This is a genomic window from Sinomicrobium endophyticum (assembly GCF_052983315.1).
In genome coordinates, this window is sequence record NZ_JBRKIS010000010.1 from 66,774 (window position 1) to 84,783 (window position 18,010).

The following is an 18,010-nucleotide window of genomic DNA, read 5'->3' on the forward strand; positions in this document are numbered from 1 at the left end:
GATCAGTATTTATACCATTGAATCAGGTATTCTTTTACCCGCATATCCGGATCGGGATGGTCTTCGGGCAGCGCAGGGAGCACCTCTTCCAGGGAGATATGAGAACCGGCCCTGCCGAGCAGGCGCTTGAACATTTCCATAAGCACCGGTTGCCCGAAAGAAATGTACTGAGGCTTATAATCGTCGGTTATCTTGTTCTCTCCGGTAGTCTTTTTATGCGGTGGTTGTCCGGCGTTTATAGTTCTTTTCCGGATAAAGAGGAAAACCTGTTCGGGAATACCATTATTCTGTCTCCAGGTATTTAACCGGAGGTAGTATGCAAAATCAGTCTCCTCCTGTTCCTGCTGTGGGACACATGAGGCCTTTACACACCAGGTCTTTCGCCTTATAATTACATTTTTTTCATAAACAATCCTCGGCAGGATGTAACATTCCCTGTCCTTATCCGCAGTGTATGCCATGTCCGCCAGCCGTACCAGGGATTTGAGGGAAAGTTTGGCTTCCGGGTTAAAATGCGCCATCATCTGGTACAGGTTAGAGCGGTTATAAAAGGATTCCAGGCAAAGATCGTAGGTGAACACCTGCTTTCCGTTCTTCACCAATTCGAGGAATCCGGTGTTTTTGTCCAGGCGGACATACAGGTCGTTTACCGGTACCTGCTTTTCCGCGGGATAAATATTGTTCCCCCCGGGAAGCGCCACTTCATAGGACAGGAGGGGAGGGTGTGTGTTGGCGTTAAAACCGGAAGCATCATTGAGTTCCGCTTTAATAACCCCGGGATAGAGGCGGTTGTTCCAATCCACAAAATTTGCAGTCACCTTTTTATCAAAGAGGGATAAAAAACGCCCGCTCACCTTTCCCATACCGGGAAGTACCATATTGATCACACCACAAAGATCGCCGGTGTCTTTATCCATATCCGGATACAACTGTACAAACATCCCCCGGGAATACTGCTTTTCCTGCCTTGTTTGTTCCGGGACCGGGAGGTTGTCAAAAAGGTCCTTTTGCAATTCCAGCACCCCCGGTTTGTTTTTGGTAATACCCGTAATTCTTTTCAAGAGTTCCTTTTCCCACAAGGTTTCTTCGTGGTGCATTGGTTTTCCCTTTTCCGCCAGTTCTTTTTCCGGTTTTTTTACGAGGAGATAGTAAGTCCTGTAAAAATCCATAATATTCACGGGTTCTTCCCCGGGGTAATGATCGCTAAAGAAACCGGACATTTTCATGCGCTCTTTCCGCATAAGGTCCAGGGGGAGCAACAGGTTGAGGAGTTCATCTGTTTTTTCCACAAGCTTTTGTACCGGGATTTTGGAGATGAACTCATCTTCTGGGGTATGACAGTCCTCGTAAAACAGTTGTTTCTGGGAAAAACGATAGGAAGCAAACCCGTTCTTTTCGAAACTGCTGCCAGTATCTTGCGCCGGTTTTTCTTCTGCGGAGACTATTTTCCCGTTCTCTTCCAGTTCTTTAAACGTTTCGTTGATACGGGTTTCGGCTGTTTTTAACAAGGTACGACGCGTACCTGTATCTGCTTTCGGGTAACTTATACAACATTCCCGTAATTCCCGGAAGAGGTTTTTCAGTGCGGTGACCGGGACGGAGTTGTTACCCGTTTTATCCAGGAAATCCCCGGTTTTGCTATCCCATTCCGGATCAATACCCGAAATTTCCGTTCCCGCCTGCAGAAGGCCTGCTGCAATCAGTCGGAACAAGTAGGCCTTAATGTCCGCACGACCGGCATTTTCCACTATTTCCATAAGCTGGTCCGTGAACGCTTGCAGCGAAAGAGGATGTTCGGATTGTTGCAAGTAATCTACAATGACCATAGGCAATCCCGTGGCGGGAATCTGCTGAAAAGATTCAATGTTGTTGAAGTTGACCAGGAATTGTATTTTATCGTTCTGTACGGCAACGGTCTTATTGAGTTTTATCAGCAACAGCTCATGGAGTTCCGGATGGTGCAACAGTATGGAATTCAGGTATGCAAACAGGTAGTTGTTAAGGCGAAGGTTGCCCTGTACGGTTTCCGGCCCCGGTTGTTTCCGGTCCGCATTGTTATCTGACAGGCGCATAATTCCGGTATGAGTAAATGTACTGAACGGGGAAGTTTTAAAAGAGCTCCGGGTGAGGTAGCGCAGGAGGCTGAATTCAATCCGTAATTCTTTCTGGCGGAATGTCCCCGGTTTTTTTCGAAGATATCCTGGCAGTTGTTCCAGTAAAACAGGACTGGACAACAATAGCCCGTTCTGTAAAACCGGGTCTTTGGCGAGTTCCTGCAGTTTTACCCGGTCTTGTTCCAGTTTTTGTTTGTAACGTACCGTCCCGTCCGTAAGAAAGGCGCTTAAGGTTTGTTGTAATTGCAGGTATTGTTCGAGGTCTGCCCGGAGCGCGGGAGGAAGAACCGGACTCAGCCGGAGTAATTTTTGAGTGGATATTTCCCGGTCGTTGAATATCCGCCTTTTCAGATCAATGAGGGATTGCCGGTGTGTATCATCCGTATCGGCAATCTGTTGGTAAAGAGATTCACATAACCGGTCTTTCTGTTGTTGTCCGGATGTGAGTAAGTGAAGGTATTGTTCCAGGAGAGAATCCGTGTCTTTCAGGGTAAAAGATCCGAAATCCCGGTAATCCATTCCGGCATACCTTACCAGGGAATATGGAAATATATGAACAGGCATAAGCAGGTTTTAGTTGAGTTGTTTATGGTTTATTAATTCCGGTTTGGTGTTTTTAAGCTTTTGGTTTACATAAAATTTTAGCCACGGATACACGGATACAAACAATTACTTTACAATGATTCGTGTAGTTGTGGCGGAACAGGCTTTCGGTCTGCTCCAGACCTGTATTAAACTTCATAATGGTTTATTTTGCCCAGTTCCAACTGGTTTTTCACCAGGTGATAGTAATTGCCCTTGCGCCGCAGCAATTCGCTGTGTGTGCCTTTTTCCACCAACTGTCCCTGGTGGAGAACAACGATCTGGTCGGCATTTTTTACGGTGCTGAGCCTGTGGGCAACAATAACTACTGTTTTTCCCGTAAAAAAACGGTTGAGGTTGTTTACAATAGACAGTTCGTTATGAGCGTCAAGGGAATTGGTAGCCTCGTCCAGGAATATGTATGACGGGTTTCTGTATATCATCCGGGCGATCAGGAGCCGCTGTTTCTGGCCTTCACTCAGTCCGTAACCCTCTTTTCCCACAATGGTATCATAACCAAAAGGCATGGAATCAAAAAATTCATGCATATTCACCAGTCGTGCAGCTTCTTTCATCCGGTCTTCATCTTTGAGTTCTGCCCCGGCGTAGATATTATGTGCAATGGTGTCCATAAATACATAGCCGTCCTGCATAACCACTCCGCAAAGGGCACGCCATGCCCTGGCATGGATGTTTTCCACAGGTTGTTTACCAATGGTTACGGAACCCGTGCTGGCCTGGTAGAACTTTAACAGGAGTTTGACCAGGGTGGTTTTGCCGCTTCCGCTCATACCTACGATAGCGGTAACCTTTCCTGCCGGAATATGCAGATTGAGGTCTTTTAAAACATGGGGAGATCCCCGGTGGCCGTAACGAAAGGAGAGCTGTTTTATGGTTATATCTTCCGGTACCTGCTGCATAGGGGTTTCCGGAAGCCCGGCATCTTCTTCGGTTTCCTGGTGTACTTCGTCCATACGTTGCAGGCTGAATCGCGTATTCTGGGAGACCCTGGCGAATTCTATCAACTGGGTGACAGGGGCGTTGAGCTGCCCGGAAATATAGGTTATGGCCAGCATACCTCCCAGAGTTATCTGGTCCTGGATAACCAGCATGGCTGCCGCATAGGTGATGAATACGTTTTTGATCTCATTGATAAACAGTCCCACACCCTGCATAAGCTGGTCCAGTTGAAGTGCTTCTAGTTTCAGGCCGTACGACCTGTCCTGGAGTTTTTCCCAATGTTGCTGTTTTTCGGATTCGCTTCCCGTCAGTTTTATTTCCTGCATGGCATAGAAGATTTCCAGTAATAGTTGCTGGTTGGCAGAAAGAACTTTGAATTTCTTCTGGTCTATGATCTTTCTTTTATGTTGAAAAGATTGCGACCAGACGGTGCTGAGTACAGCGCCGGTAAGGAAGATCAGGAATATCATCCAGTTGTAATACAGCAGTACACTTCCCAGAACGATAAGGGTAAGGCCCGAGAGTATAAAACCTATAAGCGAATTGGTAAGGAAATCTTCAATACGCTGGTTGTCGTTTACCCGTTGCATATTGTCACTGGCCTGCCGGTTATCAAAAAAAGAAAAAGGAAGGGTCATCAGCTTGGCGAGGAATTCCTTCAGCATGATTATACTTGTCCTGGCCCCGATGCGGAACAGAAGCCTGGCGCGAATAAAATCCATAACCGTGCGCCCGCTGAAGAGCGCGAGCTGTCCCAGACAAATGAGCCAGAGCAGGTTGGTATTTTCATTTTTTATCCCTTTGTCTACGATAAGTTGTGTGAGAAACGGGATAACCAGGGAAAAGGCGCTGGCAAATACGACACTGATGCCAATAGGCAGGAAAATCTTTTTGTGCTGCTTCAGATACGGGAGCAGAGACCACAAAGAGGCGGATTTTTCGGGAGTATCTTCCTTGTCTGCAAAGTCCCCGGCAGGCTGAAGGAACAATGCCCTTCCCGAATTGCTCCCCTCCCGGGTCTGCCAGGAGGTAATAAAATGCGGCATCGGAATTTTAACCCTGCCATTGGCAGGGTCGGAGATATAGGCAAAACGATCGGTAATCCGGTACAAAACCACGTAATGTTCCCTTTCCCAGTGGAGAATACATGGCAGGGGGGCATGTGTAGCAAGTTTTTCGTACGGTATCTCTGCCGCCAGGGTCTGAAACCCCAGGGCTTTGGCTGCTTCTGTGAGGCTTGCCAGGGAAGTCCCCTGTCTGCTGATATCACATAGTTTCCGTAAATAGGAGAGGGGCCACGATTTACCGTAATACGCTGCAATGATCTTCAGGCATACCGGTCCGCAATCCATAGCGTCCGGCTGGGCATAAAACGGGAACTTTTTTCCGAGTGAAAATATTAGGTTCATGGTTTGGGAACTAGATACGACAAAGTTGCAAATATTAAAAAAATAATGCAACTTTGTCGCGAATATTTTTATTTCCCATGAATTCACACCGGGTTTTACGAACACTTATACTTAAAGATTCCAGGCTGGTATATCGGGGAGGGACATTATCTCTTTTATTCGGGCTTACGTGGTTTTTGCTTATTGCAAGCGGCATACTTACCATGATAGAATACCACAAGGCGCAACAAGACCGTGAGCTCGCCAACTTGTTGTTCCGGCAGCAGTGGGAAGAACAGCATAAGGGGGCACATGATGCGGCACACTACGGTACCTGGATATTCAAACCCCTGAACGTTCTGGGAGCCTTTCATCCCGGGTTAAATGACTTTTCGGGTACCACATACAGGGTAGAGGCACATAAGCAACAGGAGGTAGACCACAGTAATGCGGAAGGGAAAGACAGTATAATGCGGTTCGGGCAGTTTTCTTTTGCGCTTATTCTGCAATTCCTCGTTCCCCTGTTGATCCTGTTCCTGGCATCTTCTGCGGTCACCTCCGAAAGAGAATCGGGCACACTTCGTATGTTACTGGCACAGGGAGTGAGTTTCCGCAGGTTGGTATGGAGTAAAATATGGGTGAATTACCTGTACGGTATCTTGCTTGTCCTTCCCGTATTCCTGGTGATCCTGGTATCTGTTTGGGTTGCCGGAGAAGGAGGGCAGGCTGTATTGCGCCTGTCATTTATTTTCCTGGGCTACCTGTTGTATTATTTGTTGTGCGTACTTATCGGGGTGATCATTTCCGTAAGGAGTACCACTTCCAAAATTTCCGCATTTACCGCACTTACTTTCTGGTTACTCACCGTAGTCCTTTTACCCAAGGTAGTTACCAATATGGCCGATCATCGGTTTCCACCCATGTCACGGGCCACTTTTGACGATCGTGTAACGCAGGGATACCGGGAGGGATTAAACAGGGATGGTCCGTATTACGAACGTGCCCGGCTTTATGAAAAGGAACTTTTATCCCGCTACGGAGCCGACAGCACGGCAGAGCTTCCCGTGGATGTGGATGCCCTGGTTATGCAGTATCACGAAGATTATAAGAGTACGGTGTTTACATACTACTACAAACAGGTGTCGGAGACTTTTGACCGGCAGCAAAAATTTATCAGTAACGCTATTTGGACAGACCCGTTTATCGGCATTAAACGACTGTCTTCGGCCATGTCCGGAACCGATTTTTTTCATCACCGGGCCTTTTTTACACAAGCGCGGGCATACAGGGACTACTTTATACGCAGTTTAAACCTGGAGCAGGCGAAGCACCCGGAAAGGGGAGAGGAGCAATATCATCCGGATGCGGATTTCTTTCGCCGGATAGAGGTTTTTCAATACCGGGAACTTTCCGTGGGGCAGGTATTAAAATTACAACAGACCGCCTTTTACGGAATTCTGGGCTGGATATTGCTGGCCGTACTGATCCTGCATTTCATCACTAAAAATCATCCCGGTAAATGACACATCTTTTCCGTATAGTTTTTCGATTTGAATGGCAGCAGTTGATACGCCAGTTCATACCTGTGTTTGCCTTGCTTTTTTTCCTTATCATGGGGACTTACAGTTTATACAACGGGAAAAGGTTTGTGAGCCACCAGCTGGACGGACTGGACAGCCTGGAACAGAATCACCGGAACCACAGGCGTGACCTGCTTAACCGTTTTCAGGCAGATACTACTACGGCAGATGGGAAAAGGATGGCTGCACAGGCAGGGATACCGCAGGTAGTGGAGTACCGCAACCCGCCTTATGCCGCTTTTCCACCGTCGCGGCTTTCGGTTATGGCTATCGGGCAGAGAGACCTCCTTCCTTATTTCAATGTGGTTACGAGTAAAAGGGATGCTTTTTCTTCCGCAAGAACCACGATCACCAACCCGGAAAAGCTTGCCTCCGGGAATTTCGATTTTTCTTTTGTACTGATCTATTTGTTTCCGCTCCTTCTCATAATATGGAGTTACGATATATATTCCAGCGAGGCAGAGCAGGGTACCGAACAGCTGGTAGCCGTACAGGGAGGAGAAATGAAACAGATACTGGTCTTTAAACTGCTCTTCCGGTTTATTCTGGTTTGTACCACTGCCTGGTTATTGAGCATGGCAGGATTCTGGTTACACAGGGAAACCACCGGGCTTGCGCTAACGGATGCCCTGTTGTGGTTGCTTGGGGTTACCCTATACCTGTTGTTCTGGTGTGCGGTGACCTGGTTGACCGTCCTGGGGAAAAAGTCGTCCCGGATTACCTTGATACGCTTGCTGGGAATATGGTTCGCTCTGACTTTTCTGTTGCCGGCGATAGCCAATAAAATAGTTGAGGTAAGCCATCCCGTGCCATCCCGTACGGAACTGATATCCGCCCAAAGAGAGGAAATAGAGCATACCTGGGAAATGCCGGTAGCACAATTACTGGATAGTTTTTATATAAACAATCCTCAATACGCTGCACTGAAGAGCCCCGGAGATACCGCCCGTTACGGGAACAAGAGGTTTGTAGCCTATTACGATCTGCTGGGCAGAAGAATAAACAAACATATTCAGAAATACAACGGGGAAGTGGCCGGGCACAATGCGTTGCTCCGCAAGCTCGGTTGGCTCAGTCCGGTAGTACAGATGCAGAATTTTTTAAATGCCGCTGCGCGGACCGGGCTGGAAGACTATATGGATTACCGGGAGCAGGTCGGGGTTTTTCACGATCAATGGGTTGCCCACATGAACAACTTTATGCTGTACGATAAAAAATTGGACGAGAACGATATACAAAGCCTGCCACACTTTGAACTTCGGGAAAACCCGGACAAATGGAAAAAGGTGCTTCTGACCGGTCTCCCGGTCTTTCTTTTTACTATGCTGGTATTCCTGGCAGCAAAACGCAGAAACATATAAAATCTGAATATAACCATAACTAACTAAACCGTAAAAAAAATGAATATAAGACATTACGCATTTATTTCCTGTTCCCTGGGGCTTTCTTACCTGGCATCCGCACAGGAAAAACCCGTATCTCAGCCGGCGGACAGCATACAGACAGATGTCCACTATCTGGATGAGGTAGATGTTGTCGGGGCGAAGATATTACGTATGAAAAGGGACAGTGTTTCCCGCACGTTAAAGATCCGGCAACCCTTAATACTGATTCCCCAAAATATAGTGAATATATCTTCCGAACTGTTACAGCAACAGGGAGCACTGGAGTTAAAAGATGTTGCCCGCAATGCCAGCGGTGTATATTTCAGTTATAACAGTACGCCTTTCGATCAGTCGGCGGCAATGCAGATCAGAGGATTTAAAGGATTTACCACATTGAACGGAATGTCACGCCGTTTTAGTTACGGGGCATCCATTGACGATGAGGCCATAATGGAGAATATAGAAGTCGTAAAAGGGCCGGCAGGTTTTCTGAATTCTACGGGAGAGCCCGGAGGATCTGTGAATATCGTTACCAAAACACCCGGCAAAAAAATCAGGGAAGCCAGGGTCATGCTGGGGAGTTTTAACCTGTACAGGGCCGCGGTGGATATCGGAAGCGAGATGCAGGACAAAGGTTTTTCTTATCGTTTTAACGCCGCTTACCAGCACAAAGACTCTTACCTGGATTTTCTACGTACCGATAAGTTTGTGGTGGCCCCGGTATTGCAATACAACTTCAGCCCGAACACTTTTATACTTGCAGAGTACAATTACATAAGGGGAAATGCCGGGAACGGGGCGTACCTGGCTAAAGTCCGCAGCGAATCGGAAAAATTAAAAGGACCCGTATCCAAAAATTACAGTGCCGCCCCGGGATTGCCGCTCAGTTATGCCAAGAACGAAACGGTTCGGCTTTTTTTTCATCATAAATTCAACGATCAATGGCAGATCACCTCGCAGAGTTCCTACCTGGCCGCCCCTTACGAGACCTGGTACATGACAAAGAACGGAAGTATAGTGGATTTCGATGAGAACGGGGATGTGGATCGCAAATCCAGTTTAACCATGGGGAGCGGGACTACATGGAACAGCCAACTGTTTGCTAACGGCAGTTTCCGTACGGGAACCGTGGAACACGACATACTGGTGGGCGGAGATTTTACCAGTAGCAAAGATTCCCTGGCCCTGCACAGGGGGAAGTATGATTTTCCTTATAACAGGTATACTTACCGGAACCGTGTGGACAAGGATTCCGTCCGGGAGACAACACGCCTGGTGAGAATAGAAAATAATACTTACCTGAAGTCGCTTTATGCTTACGACAATATCCGCTTACATAAAAAATGGCTTTTGTCCCTGGGGGCACGCTATACCTGGTACACCAATAAGCGAAGAAATGTTACGGCTGCCGGACCGGGAGAATGGCAGGAATTTGACCAGAAAGCCCTGACACCACGGGCAGGCCTTACTTTTAGTGCAAACCCTTCTACCTCGATATTTTTCCTGTATGACCAATCTTTTATCCCTCAAAGCGGACTGGTTGCCACGGCAACCGATCCCGGAACCGGGGAAGTAACTTCTTCGAGGGCGGTAGACCCGCAACGGGGCAATGACCTGGAACTGGGGGTAAAGAAAAACTGGTTCGGTTCTCGCCTGAGTACCTCGCTAAACGGGTTTTATACCGTAAAGACCAACGTACTGGTGGCCAACCTGGAATTACCCGGTTTTGTAAAGGAGATAGGAGAAGTAACCAGCAGTGGTATAGAAGTGGATATACTGGGAAACATTACGGACAGGCTGTCGGTATCCGCCAATTATACATATGTACATGCGCGGATTACCGAAGACCAGGACCCCGATCTGATAGGAAAAGAGCTGCCGCAGGCCCCGCAGCAGATATTCAACACCTGGCTGCAATACACCATTCCCATGAAAAACAATGCCCGGATCGGGTTTAGTTTGGGACAGGTAACACAAGTAAAGCGAAGCACATCGGAACCCCACCAGTACATTCCGGATTTTACCAAGGTGGATGCCGGGATCAATTTTACCAAAGACAAATATTTTGTCCGTCTGCTTGCCGATAATCTTACAGGAAAACGCTATATGGCATCCGGGGATATTTTTAATAGTTATATCACGGGGGAACCGGAATATTTTTATATAGACGGTGAACCGTTTAATGTACAACTATCCGCGGGAATAAGGTTTTAGCCAGGCCTACAGTCCGGACAAAATCCCTGTAACACTAAACCACTCCTATGGACTTCAAGTCCATAGGAGTGGTTTAGTTAATGAGTTATAAGGTTATTGGCGGAATACAGGAGAGCTTTATTATCAATCCGTGTATCCGCACAATATAACTTCTTAGAAACTAAAGCAATCCTAGATACCGTAAGCACCAAAGTACACGATTCTAACGCTTTTAGAGACCATCCGTGGTACTCTAATGTTAATTACCTGTAAAATCTTCTCAATAAATTATTAAAGTAGATGCAACTTTTGGGGAAATACCTTAATTTCAGGCCAAAACAATCCCTATGAGATCTTTTTACCTGTCGTTTTTCCTTTTTTTATATGGTTTTTCCCATGCTATTGCCCAACAGTCCGTTACTGCAAAAATTATAGACAGCACAAATAAAAAGCCGGTACCGTTCGCTACTGTTTCCATCAATAATGAAATCGGGGTAATAAGTTCGGAATCCGGTGATTTCACACTTCATCTGAAAAATGACGCGAAGGTGAATGACTCTTTGTATATCAGTTGCCTGGGATATGGAGAAAAGGTTTTTTCGCTGGCCAGGTTTAAAGACCCGTTGATCGTTCTGGCACCCAAGGCACTCGAATTGGATGAAGTAGTCCTCCTGAATAAAAACTATACGGCAGAGGAGATCATGGAACACGTGAAAGACAGCCTGGAAAAGAATTACGATTTTGACCTGCTGAAACAAAAACTGTTTTTCAGAAAATCCGATTACATCTATATAGATAAGAAGGAAACCACTTTGAAAAAAAGCACTATCCCCGAGTTTAATCAGTCCTTTGTAGATAGTTTAATGCACGCGATCCCGGATTACAACTCTATCCATTCCGAGATCCTCGGAGAATTTTACGGGGATATGGCTCCTGAAAAATCCGGTTCCAAGCTGCATATCATCAAAGCCTCGCATTTATACGACAAAAATAATGAAATGTCTGTAAAAACCCTTACGGAGCGCTTGCAGCATATTATCCGGGCGCGTGTGAAGCGGGATTCGTATTTTAAACTCAAATCGGGACTTATCGGTACTAAAACCGAAATAGATTCTTCCTTTTTCGGGGATGACGAGACGAAAGTAGCGGAGCAGCTTATCGGGGAACGGGAAAAAGAGGAGGAGGAGCGTAAAAAGCGTTTTCTGCAGTATGAGAAACGATTACTTACCGGGCTGCAACGCCGTAGTTTTATCTTTAAAAAATCGGACCTGGATTTTATTCATAAAAGCCGCAAGTACGAGTTTAAACTGGAAGGTATAATAACACTTCACAACTATGTTGTTTACCGTATATCTTTCCAGCCGAAACGGAATGCCGATTATTCCGGGACCTTATATGTAAATGCGGATGATTTTGCCGTAATCAGGGTCGATTATGAAAATGTGGGACTGCTTCGCAATTTCAAACTTTTCGGGATTTCCCTGAATAAATACATGCATAAAGGCACCCTTATATACGAGAAAGACGGCAGGAACAGGTATGCGCTTAAGTATGCGGAGGAAGAAACCGGGCAAAAGGTAGGGTTGAAAAGACCTGTAAAGATCATTGAAAAGAACAAAAACGTAAAAGGCCGGCGGAAGCAGAATGAGGTTGCCGGTGATGTACATCTTATCATGCGGGGCACTGATAAATCGGAAATGATCGTTTTCGATAATACTACTATAGATACATCGGAATATGACAGTTATACGGAGGAACCGGATGTAGTACCGCAATACTTATCCGAATACGATCCCGATTTTTGGAAAGGGTATAACATTATAGAACCGAATAAGGCTATTAAGGAGTTTAGGAGTGTCGGGGATTAAGAGATTTTACATTAGATTAGTTGAAGTCAAAAGAAAAGATTATTACCGAAACAAACCTCAATTTCCCAGGATTTTACGTTTTTCCGATTCATACTCTTCCCTGGTTATAGCATTTTCATCGAGAAGCTTTTTTAATTTACTTAATTTGTCAAAACTGTCTTCGCTTTTTGCCGGAGATTGTGGATTAATAATAATCCGTTGATTTTTTGACTCACTGGAAAGGCTCCATACCAATGAAACAACCCAGCCCAGTAATGTCCATCCCAGAAAAAAATTCAATGCCCCTATGGCTACAGCATTGTTTTTTCCACTTAATATGGCTATGATGGTAGGAAGAAAATAAAATACGCATCCCAGGATTATCAGTACGATAAAAATAAGTACACCGAATTTGCCATTCGGGGTTTCGGGTTGTAGAAACAGGGTCATAAGCTATGATGTTGTGGTGGTTAACATACAAATATAAGCAATTCCCGTATTGAATTCCGGCAGAATGATTTGTCTCATTAACTGTCCTTATAAATTTTTTTAATCAGAAACAATAACACCGATGTTTCGGCAGCTATTTTCTTGCGAAGCAGTGACATGGCTTTGGCTACCTGATTTTCGACGGTTTTTACCGAAATATGGAGTTGCGCAGCTATTTCCTTATGACGAAGTCCCTGTTGTTTGTTAAGAATAAAAATCTCCCGGCAACGGGGAGGTAGTTCGTCTATAATTTTCTTTACCTGCTCCAGTTTTTCCTGGAATGCATCATCATTATCCTGGAGCAGCTCGGAAAGGCTTTGGAGACGAAGGAGTTCCAGTTCCCTGTTCTGTTTTACATTTTTGCGGTAAATGTCGATATATTCATTATAGGTGAGTGTGTACAGATATCCGCCGAGCGAACCTCCGGGTTTTAGTCCTTTCCGGTTATTCCACAATTTCAGAAATACTTCCTGGACTACATCTTCCGCGATTTCCCTGTTGGGCGTGAAGTTGAGAATATAAATACACAACCGTTCATAAAAATGGAGGTAAACGGATCGATAGGCGGCTTCGCTGCCGGATCGTATTTCCGCAATGAATTTTATTTCGTTCTCCGGAAAATACTCCATGATTATTTGGTGTTTCTTCAGTTTAAAAGGTTGTAAATTATAAATAGGACAAAACTTTTCCAAAAAAAAGTGATAATAACGTAGGGGATTTTTGTGAAATCCGCGTAACACTATATAGAAAAGCATAAAAATGTGTGCAGGTACCCACCAAAAGAATTTGCGGGACTCCAAAAATGACAATATAGTTTTTTATGAAAGACAAACCGGATCACCTCATAGAAAAATTTCTCGAAGACAAACTGTTACCCGGAGAAGAGGAAGAACTCATAGCATGGATAGAGACTCCGGGAGGTCGGGAATTTCTGAAAAAGGAAGTGCAGCTCCGTCACCTTATTTTGAGCTCTTTGCACAGCTTTGATGCGGAGACTTCCTATAAAAAGATAAATGGCAGGGTACAGGAGGAAGAAAAAAACCATATGTTTCATTTTCGTTATTTACAGCGTTATGCCGCTGTTTTTATTTTGTTCCTGGCGAGCAGTTATTTTTTGTATATCCATTGGTCTCCGGGTAAAGAACAATTGGTAATTCCGGATGAGAAGATCACCCTGCAGCTGGAAGACGGAAATATACAAACCATTATTCCGGGTGATGATCACCGGATAAAAAGTACGGGAAACAAAGCCGTTATAGCCCAGAGAGGAGATACACTGTATTACGAGGCAGATGGTAACATGGCGGAAACGGATTTTAACGTGCTCCGGGTACCTTACGGCAAAACTTTTAAGCTAAAGCTGTCCGACGGCACTATAGTACATATGAATGCGGGGACTTCGCTGCGTTTTCCGGTGAGATTCGGGGAAGTATCCAGGGATGTTTTTCTGGACGGCGAAGCTTATTTCCGGATTGCCGAAAACCGGCAAGTACCTTTTCTGGTCCACACCGGTAAAATGGATGTTAAAGTTACCGGAACGGAGTTCAATGTCACGGCATACCAGGAGGATAAAGATGCCTTTGTAGTATTAAAAAAAGGCGGGGTAGCGCTTTATGGAAAACAAAACCCGGATACGGTGCAAAATCCCGTAGCCCTGTGTCCCGGGGAAATGGGAAGCCTGGGGAACGATACCGGGCAGTTCTCCACACACGGGGTGAATGTTAACGACTATACGGCATGGATGGACGGTAAGACTATTTTTTATAATAAAGCCTTTAAAGATGTACTGAAAATACTGGAGAGGAAATATAACGTTACCATCCGGAACAATTATACGGAATTGAATGAGGGCAGGTATAAGGCCACCTTTGATAATGAAACCATAGAACAGGTACTACGGACTTTTACCGAAAGCCGTTTGTTCAGCTATCGCATACACAATAACATTATTATTATAGACAGGCCTGAAGAAAACAAATAGAGTATATCTCCAATGTTGTAAAACACATGTGGATATTCCCTGTAACAATTTAAAACACCAAATATTAAAAACAGATAATTATGAAAACAGTTTCTACCGGACCACCGGTCTGAAGTAAGACAACACCACAAACTTACCGGATTATTAAAATATCACTTTAAAGTATAAAAGAACGGGAAATGCCGTCACATTCCCCGTTCGGAATTTTTAGTGATTGTAAGCAATGTACCACCACCAAAACATAAAAGTATGAAAAATCTTTTAGGGATACGCAGTATCCGTTTTTATCCTCCAAAATTTGATCTGAAAATGAAGATTACTGTTCTGCTCATGGTTCTTTCCCTTTTTCAGCTCCAGGCATTTACCTCCTATGGACAAAAGGTAAAAGTAAACCTCCACCTGGAAAACGAACCCCTGGAAAAAGTCTTCGAAGCCATAGAAGCACAGACAGCATACAAGTTTTTTTATAATCTCGAGGACATAGATACCCAAAGACTCCTGTCTGTAGTAGCAGAAGATAAACAACTCGGGGAAGTACTGAAAGAACTTTTTGAAAATACCGGTACGGCGTATAAGGTCGTTAAAGAACAGATAGTCATTACCGCCAATCGCAGGACGAAAGTATCCCATAATTGGGGATATCAGCAGGACCCGGTACACGGTATCGTAACCGATGAGAACGGAATGCCGCTTTTCGGGGTCACCGTACTGGTCAAGGGAACCAATATCGGGACCAATACCGATGAGAACGGGTATTACCAGCTTTCTGTCCGCGGAGAATCCACCCTTATTTTCAGTATGGTAGGATTTCAAAACAAAGAAGTACCTACGGGAGGCCGGACCGAGATAGATATTACACTGCCGGAAGAAAACACGAAACTGGATGAAGTGGTAGTAACAGGCTACAACACCATAAAAAAAGAACACGTAGCCTCATCTGTTGCGGAAATGAATATGGATCGTGCGGTGTACCGTCCCATTTTTAAATTGCAGGAAGCTTTCAGCGGAACCCTTCCCGGGGTTACCATGCAACAGTCGAACAATTTACCGGGGTCGGTACCGGGCAATATTTCCATTCGCGGGATCAGTACCCTTCAGAATGAAGCCCCTTTGGTAATTGTAGACGGTATGGAACAGTCTCTAACAGATATAGACCCTAACCAGGTAAAGAGCATAAGCGTACTGAAAGATGCCGCTTCCGCTTCGCTATACGGTTCCCGCGGGGCAAACGGGGTTATAATCATAGAAACGAAACGGGGGGTAACAGACCAGTTTAAAGTGGATATACATACCTGGACCGCCATGAGCGACCCTATTGACCTTCCGGATTTTGTCGGTTCTGCAGACTATATGCGCCTGAACAACGAGGCGAGGAACATGCAGGGACAAACACCGCTCTTTACCGAAGAGCAGATCGGGCTTGCTGACCGGGGAGAATATGCGGATACCGACTGGCTGGACGAAGTGATGGAACGCAGCGCTTTTTCCCATAATACCTCCGCAAGTATATCCGGTGGAGGCGGCGTGGGGACGTTCAACCTTATGCTGGGATATATAACTGACAAAGGATTGAACAACAGTGAAGGAAGCGAGAAATTCAGTGCCCGTTTCAACACCAACATCAATATAGATGACAAATTCGTATTAATGGCCGATTTTTATGCCCACCGATTACAGGTAGACCGGCTCATGGTTAATAACGACGGGCACGGTTTGTACAGGGATGCCTGGAAAATGAATCCTACCCAGGATATTTTTTACGATTCCGACCTGCCCGAACATTACATATTGTACAATAACCTGAATCCTGTAGCTTCTATCAAACACGGAGGGTTGCGAAACAATATGTACGACAGGAGTACCATAAACCTGAGACCCACTTACTTTATAACCGAAAACCTGTCTCTCAACGGCAATGTATCTTATATGATCAATAAATCGGCCTGGAAAGAAAAACGGTCGACCTTCAAGTTTTTTGACGGGGACGGTAAACCGGCCGCAACCTGGGCAAACAGTGTTAATGCCGAACAAGGGGTAAGTGTCAGCCAGATAACGGCAAGGGCAAACCTTAATTACGAAAAGGATCTCCGGAACAACAGGGACAAATTGTATTTCATCGCAGGTTCCGAGATCATGACATATAATTTTACCGATTACAGGGAAGTCAGTAAAGCTTCTTTTTTCAGTAAATTAAACTATTCCTTTGACAATCGCTATATACTTGAGATAACCGGCCGTACGGACGGAAGCAGCAAATTTGCTCCGGGTCACCGTTGGGGATTCTTTCCGTCGGGGGCATTGGCATGGAACGTTCACAACGAAAAGTTTATGGTGGGATGGAAAGATAAGGGAATAGTGAATAACCTCAAGTTGAGATTGTCTTACGGCCTTATAGGTAACGAAAATGTAGATCCCTATCTGTGGCAGGAAGTCGTTAACGAATGGGGGTGGACCATGAGAGTGCCAAATCCGAATTTTACCTGGGAAAAGCAGAAACAGGGAAATATCGGTCTTGATCTTACCGTGTTAAACAACCGGCTGAACCTTACGGCCGAAGTGTACAGCAAACATTCCTATGACCTGATCTATTCCAGGGTTACCGTTCCGCCCCTCACAGGTTCCAATTCGCTGGAAGCCGCGGTAAACATAGGAGAGGTAGAGAACAAGGGATGGGAACTCTCTGCCAGGTGGAACGATCAGATAGGCGATTTTTCCTATAGTGTGGGAGCTATGCTTTTTGACAATAAAAACAAGGTATTAAAAGCCGGGTATTCCAAATCCGACAGCCTTATTTTTAAGGAGAATCCCGACAAAATATGGTACCCGGGTATTGCTATAGACAATTACTACGGTTATGAGAGTAACGGGTACTTTCAAAATCAGGAAGACGTGGACGCTACCGAAGCAAAATTACCGAATACCATTCCCGGCGATATTAAATACGTAGACCGGAACGGCGACGGGATTATCAACGACCTGGACAAGGTGGATCTGGGGGATCCTTTTCCACATCTTAATTATTCCGTTACCCTGGACCTGCATTACCGCAGGTGGGACTTCAGTATGCTGGGGCAGGGCGTAGGCCGGCGTTTGGGGAGATTGAACGGTATGGAAGGGTTCCCGGTATTAATGGATGGCGGGGACAACAACCTCGGAACACCGAGAACCTATTATATGGACAATCGCTGGACACCGGACAACCCGGACAGCAGGTTTCCGAGAGTGTGGACAGGAGCAAGCTCTAATGCGGTACTCAGTGACGTATGGCTGAGCAATGCGGCTTATTTCCGGGTAAAAACCCTGCAATTGGGATATACCATTCCCAACATAGGAAAAAATATCCGGAACTTCCGGGTATATCTCAATGCCCAGGACGCTCTTACCTTTACCAGGTGGGAAGGACTAGACCCGGAAAGAGACGGGGGGAACGGAAGCTATCCCCGGATGGCAACGTACAGTATAGGACTCAGATTTACCATATTATAACCGTT

At 45.5% G+C, this 18,010-nt stretch carries 10 protein-coding genes; 6 read left to right on the plus strand and 4 right to left on the minus strand.

What is annotated here, in order from left to right:
- Positions 1–2: 2 nt before the first annotated feature.
- Entirely contained in the window at positions 3–2,678 is a 2,676-nt protein-coding gene (locus ACVBDU_RS02740; protein ID WP_447178248.1) for a lantibiotic dehydratase, read from the minus strand.
- Positions 2,679–2,845: 167 nt separating this feature from the next.
- Positions 2,846–5,065, minus strand: a complete 2,220-nt coding sequence (locus tag ACVBDU_RS02745) for a peptidase domain-containing ABC transporter (RefSeq protein WP_447178249.1) — start codon at positions 5,063–5,065, stop codon at positions 2,846–2,848.
- A gap of 53 nt (positions 5,066–5,118) precedes the next feature.
- Between ACVBDU_RS02745 and ACVBDU_RS02750 the strand changes: the two genes are divergently transcribed.
- The 4 genes from ACVBDU_RS02750 (at position 5,119) to ACVBDU_RS02765 (ending at position 12,070) form a co-directional block, all read left to right on the plus strand.
- Positions 5,119–6,567, plus strand: a complete 1,449-nt coding sequence (locus ACVBDU_RS02750; RefSeq protein ID WP_447178250.1) for a DUF3526 domain-containing protein — start codon at positions 5,119–5,121, stop codon at positions 6,565–6,567.
- Positions 6,564–7,985, plus strand: a complete 1,422-nt coding sequence (locus ACVBDU_RS02755; protein ID WP_447178251.1) for a DUF3526 domain-containing protein — start codon at positions 6,564–6,566, stop codon at positions 7,983–7,985. The genes ACVBDU_RS02750 and ACVBDU_RS02755 overlap by 4 nt, the downstream gene beginning before the upstream one ends.
- 39 nt (positions 7,986–8,024) lie before the next feature.
- Complete coding sequence (locus ACVBDU_RS02760) at positions 8,025–10,223, plus strand: TonB-dependent siderophore receptor (RefSeq protein ID WP_447178252.1); 2,199 nt, start codon at positions 8,025–8,027, stop codon at positions 10,221–10,223.
- 326 nt (positions 10,224–10,549) lie between these two features.
- On the plus strand, positions 10,550–12,070 hold the full coding sequence (locus ACVBDU_RS02765) for a carboxypeptidase-like regulatory domain-containing protein (RefSeq protein WP_447178253.1): 1,521 nt from the start codon (positions 10,550–10,552) through the stop codon (positions 12,068–12,070).
- A 57-nt stretch (positions 12,071–12,127) separates the two neighbouring features.
- On the opposite strand, the gene ACVBDU_RS02770 is transcribed toward ACVBDU_RS02765, so the two are convergent.
- Entirely contained in the window at positions 12,128–12,499 is a 372-nt protein-coding gene (locus ACVBDU_RS02770; RefSeq protein ID WP_447178254.1) for a superinfection immunity protein, read from the minus strand.
- Positions 12,500–12,576: 77 nt separating this feature from the next.
- Positions 12,577–13,167, minus strand: coding sequence for an RNA polymerase sigma factor (locus tag ACVBDU_RS02775; protein ID WP_447178255.1), 591 nt, complete (start codon positions 13,165–13,167; stop codon positions 12,577–12,579).
- Between the two features lie 191 nt (positions 13,168–13,358).
- Here ACVBDU_RS02775 and ACVBDU_RS02780 point away from each other — a divergent pair, with 191 nt between their 5' ends.
- Complete coding sequence (locus ACVBDU_RS02780) at positions 13,359–14,519, plus strand: FecR family protein (protein WP_447178256.1); 1,161 nt, start codon at positions 13,359–13,361, stop codon at positions 14,517–14,519.
- A gap of 249 nt (positions 14,520–14,768) precedes the next feature.
- Positions 14,769–18,005 (plus strand): SusC/RagA family TonB-linked outer membrane protein, encoded by a 3,237-nt coding sequence (locus ACVBDU_RS02785; protein WP_447178257.1) that lies wholly within the window; start codon positions 14,769–14,771, stop codon positions 18,003–18,005.
- Positions 18,006–18,010 lie beyond the last annotated feature (5 nt).

Coding starts and splice junctions, on each gene's coding strand:
- ACVBDU_RS02740 (WP_447178248.1), bottom strand. CDS start 2,678: ATGCCTGTTCATATATTTCCATATTCCCTGGTAAGGTATGCCGGAATG.
- ACVBDU_RS02745 (WP_447178249.1), bottom strand. CDS start 5,065: ATGAACCTAATATTTTCACTCGGAAAAAAGTTCCCGTTTTATGCCCAG.
- ACVBDU_RS02755 (WP_447178251.1), top strand. CDS start 6,564: ATGACACATCTTTTCCGTATAGTTTTTCGATTTGAATGGCAGCAGTTG.
- ACVBDU_RS02760 (WP_447178252.1), top strand. CDS start 8,025: ATGAATATAAGACATTACGCATTTATTTCCTGTTCCCTGGGGCTTTCT.
- ACVBDU_RS02765 (WP_447178253.1), top strand. CDS start 10,550: ATGAGATCTTTTTACCTGTCGTTTTTCCTTTTTTTATATGGTTTTTCC.
- ACVBDU_RS02770 (WP_447178254.1), bottom strand. CDS start 12,499: ATGACCCTGTTTCTACAACCCGAAACCCCGAATGGCAAATTCGGTGTA.
- ACVBDU_RS02775 (WP_447178255.1), bottom strand. CDS start 13,167: ATGGAGTATTTTCCGGAGAACGAAATAAAATTCATTGCGGAAATACGA.
- ACVBDU_RS02780 (WP_447178256.1), top strand. CDS start 13,359: ATGAAAGACAAACCGGATCACCTCATAGAAAAATTTCTCGAAGACAAA.
- ACVBDU_RS02785 (WP_447178257.1), top strand. CDS start 14,769: ATGAAAAATCTTTTAGGGATACGCAGTATCCGTTTTTATCCTCCAAAA.